Source organism: Hydrogenophaga sp. 70-12, assembly GCF_001897365.1.
Taxonomy (GTDB): Bacteria; Pseudomonadota; Gammaproteobacteria; order Burkholderiales; family Burkholderiaceae_C; genus Hydrogenophaga; species Hydrogenophaga borbori.
Map to the genome: position 1 here is coordinate 1 of NZ_MKSS01000081.1, position 3,261 is coordinate 3,261.

The window sequence follows — 3,261 nt, forward strand, 5'->3', positions numbered from 1 at the left end:
CCCTTGCCGTCGCGGTTGAGCGGGTTGATCTCGACCAGCGAGGCGTCCGTCTCCATGTAGCACTTGTAGAGCTTCTTGCAGACGTCAGCGAACTGCGCCTCGGAGTCGGCCGGCAGGTTGATGCCCTTGGCGAGCTCCTTGGCCTGCGCGTCGGTCAGGCCGATCAGCGGGTCGACGAAGACCTTGATGATCTTCTCGGGCGTGGCGTGCGCCACTTCCTCGATGTCCATGCCGCCCTCGCTGGAGGCGATGAAGGCCACCTTCTGCGTGCCACGGTCGGTGACGACGGAGAGGTAGTACTCCTTCTGGATGTCGGCACCGTCTTCGATGTACAGGCGGCGCACCTTCTGGCCTTCGGGGCCGGTCTGGTGGGTCTTGAGCTGCATGCCCAGGATCTGGCCGGCCAGCTCTTTCACCTGGTCGATGGTCTTGGCGACCTTCACGCCACCGCCCTTGCCGCGTCCCCCCGCGTGGATCTGCGCCTTGACGACCCACACGGGCCCGCCGAGCTTCTGCGCGGCTTCCACCGCCTCTTGCACCGTGAACGCGGGAATGCCGCGCGGCACGGGCACACCAAATTGGCGCAGGATTTCCTTGCCTTGGTATTCGTGAATCTTCATGAGGTCTCTCTCAGGGATGGATCGTGTGTCCGGCGCGGCAGCGGCGGCCGGTAGACGGGCTCTCGGACGGAGCAACCAGGGAATGTATCATGGTGCATCGCACCAATCCGGGTAGCGGCGGCGCCCGCCCAGGGCATTCGTCGGCCCGTCCCGCCACAGGAACCGCGCATGGCCCACCAGATTTTCATCGACGGCGAAGCCGGCACCACCGGCCTGCAGATCCGCGAGCGGCTCGTGCAGGAGCCGGGCGTGCAGCTGCTCAGCATCGCGCCCGAACGCCGCAAGGACCCCGAAGCCAAGCGCGAACTCATGGCGCAAGCCGACCTGGTGGTGCTGTGCCTGCACGACGACGCGGCGCGCGAATCGGTCGCGATGGTCGACGCCTTGCCCGGCCACAAACCGCGCATCATCGACGCCTCCACCGCGCACCGCACCGCGGCGGGCTGGGTCTACGGCTTTCCCGAACTCACCGCCACGCAGGCGCAGGCCGTGCAGCGGGCCGACCGCGTGGCCAACCCCGGCTGCTATGCCACCGGCGCCATCGCGCTGATCCGCCCCCTGGTCGATGCCGGCCTGATTCCCCCGGATTTCCCGCTGTCGCTGCCCTCGGTCAGCGGCTATTCGGGCGGCGGCCGCTCCATGATCGAGGCCTACGAGGCCGGCACCGCGCCGCTGTTCGAGGCCTATGCGCTGGGCCTGTCGCACAAGCACCTGCCCGAGATCATGGCGCTCACGGGCCTGCAGCGCCGCCCCATCTTCATCCCGGCCGTGGGCAACTTCCGCCAGGGCATGCTGGTGCAACTGCCGCTGCACCTGGACGCGCTGCCGGGCCAGCCCAAGGCCGCCGACCTGCACGAGGCACTGCGCAAGCACTACGCCGCGAGCGCGGCCGCCGGCGGCTTCGTGAAGGTGTTGCCGCCCACGGACGACGGCAAACTCGACGCCACCGCGCTCAACGACACCAACCTGATCGAGCTGCGCGTGTTCGCCAACGAAGCGCACCGCCACGCGGTACTGATCGCGCGCCTGGACAACCTGGGCAAGGGCGCCAGCGGCGCGGCGGTGCAGAACCTCAAGCTGATGCTCGGGCTGTGAGCGAAAGCCGGCTCAGAACCGGCTGAAGGCCGCCTCCGGGCTCAGCGCTAGCACGCCCGCGAAGCAGCGCTGCCAGGCCTGGTCGCGCTCCTGCGTGCCGCGCACGATGTTCTCCGCATAGGCCGCCAGCTTGCTTCGCTCGAGCGCGGCGTCGAGCGGCACCGGGGTGTCCTCGCAGGCCCACCGCGGCTCCCCTTCCTTGGTTTGGCACACGCGGCGATTGCCCTGCGTTTCGCACACCTCCGTGGTGGCCGTCGCCACCCGGCGGCACTGCCGGTGTACGAGGTAACCGCGATCGAGCGCGGCCTGCGTCTGCGCGTGCAGCCGGTGCCATTCGGCCAGGCGCATGTCCTGCGCGCGGATGGCCGTGTCGCGTTCGCAGACGAGCTGCGCGCGCTGCTCGGGCGAATAGCGCCGGAAGTCGTCAATGGTGGTGCAGGCCAGCAGGCCGCACAGTCCCGGCAGGACAAGGCCGCGGCGCAGGGCGCGAAGGGGAGGCGGTTTCATGGGACAGGGCGGTGAACAAACCGCCTGTGTGGCAGGACGCCCGGCCATCTATCCCAGCCGAATGACCAGTACCCTCAGGGCATGTCGTCGCGCCCTGCGTCGCCGATGATGCGCCGCGCCACCCCGGCGTCGAAGCCGCGCGCCACCAGAAAGCGCGCCTGGCGCGCCCAGTCGGCCGCGTCGGCCGGGGCGCGGCCGAATTTCTTGCGCCAGACCTCGCGCGCGCGCTCCAGCTCGCTGCCGCGCAGGCCGTCCACGGCCTGGGCCACCGCCTCGGCCGGCAGGCCCTTGGCCTGCAGTTCCTGCCGCACGCGCGAGGCCCCCAGGCGGGCGGCGCGGCGGTGGATCACCGACTCGATGACCCGCTGCTCGTCGATGAATCCCCTGGCCTGCAGCTCGTCGAGCGCCTGCGCCAGTTCACCGGGCGTTTCCTCGTGCGAGGCCAGCTTGCGCTGCAGCTCCGCGCGCGAGTGCTCGCGCTGCGCCAGCAGGCGCAGCGCGCGGCCCTTGAGGGAGGGCTTGTCGAAGCCCACGGCGCTCAGGCGTCGGCCGCCTCGGCGTCGGCGGCGTCGGCCTTGGCCTTGGATTTGCGGGCCTTGGCGGGCGCGACCTCTTCCTCGCCCGAAGCGCCATCCAGCGGCAGCAGCGGCACACCCAGGGCCTCGCGCACCTTGTTCTCGATCTCGACGCGCAACTCGACGTTTTCCTTGAGGAACTCGCGCGCGTTGTCGCGGCCCTGGCCGATCTTCTCGCCGTTGTAGGCGTACCAGGCACCGGACTTCTCGACCACGCGGTGCACCACGCCCAGGTCGAGGATCTCGCCCTCGCGGCTGATGCCCTCGCCGAACAGGATGTCGAACTCGGCCGTCTTGAATGGCGGCGAGACCTTGTTCTTCACCACCTTGACCTTGGTCTCGTTGCCGATGGCCTCGTCGCCCTTTTTGATGGTGCCGGTGCGGCGGATGTCCAGGCGCACCGAGGCGTAGAACTTGAGCGCGTTGCCGCCGGTGGTGGTCTCGGGGCTGCCGAACATCACGCC

The 3,261-nt window shown here is 69.6% G+C and carries 5 protein-coding genes; 1 reads left to right on the forward strand and 4 read right to left on the reverse strand.

The window, feature by feature from the left end:
- On the reverse strand, positions 1 to 620 hold a 620-nt coding region (locus tag BGO22_RS05310), incomplete at its 3' end, for an ATP-grasp domain-containing protein (RefSeq protein ID WP_286849525.1).
- Positions 621 to 788: 168 nt separating this feature from the next.
- On the opposite strand from BGO22_RS05310, the gene argC reads away from it, so the two are divergent.
- Positions 789 to 1,715, forward strand: a complete 927-nt coding sequence (gene argC / locus BGO22_RS05315; RefSeq protein WP_286849526.1) for an N-acetyl-gamma-glutamyl-phosphate reductase — start codon at positions 789 to 791, stop codon at positions 1,713 to 1,715.
- Between the two features lie 12 nt (positions 1,716 to 1,727).
- Here argC and BGO22_RS05320 read toward each other — a convergent pair whose 3' ends face one another.
- From BGO22_RS05320 to BGO22_RS05330, 3 genes are all read right to left on the reverse strand, one after another.
- Positions 1,728 to 2,222: a hypothetical protein gene (locus tag BGO22_RS05320; protein WP_070399742.1), complete on the reverse strand. Its 495-nt coding sequence runs from the start codon at positions 2,220 to 2,222 to the stop codon at positions 1,728 to 1,730.
- Positions 2,223 to 2,296: 74 nt separating this feature from the next.
- On the reverse strand, positions 2,297 to 2,755 hold the full coding sequence (recX, locus tag BGO22_RS05325; RefSeq protein ID WP_070399741.1) for a recombination regulator RecX: 459 nt from the start codon (positions 2,753 to 2,755) through the stop codon (positions 2,297 to 2,299).
- A 5-nt stretch (positions 2,756 to 2,760) separates the two neighbouring features.
- Positions 2,761 to 3,261 (reverse strand): recombinase RecA family protein (locus BGO22_RS05330; protein WP_502686428.1); only part of this gene is annotated, 501 nt, incomplete at its 5' end.

Excerpts from the sequence above, each read along its gene's own strand:
- argC (WP_286849526.1), top strand. The coding sequence starts at position 789 with ATGGCCCACCAGATTTTCATCGACGGCGAAGCCGGCACCACCGGCCTG.
- BGO22_RS05320 (WP_070399742.1), bottom strand. The coding sequence starts at position 2,222 with ATGAAACCGCCTCCCCTTCGCGCCCTGCGCCGCGGCCTTGTCCTGCCG.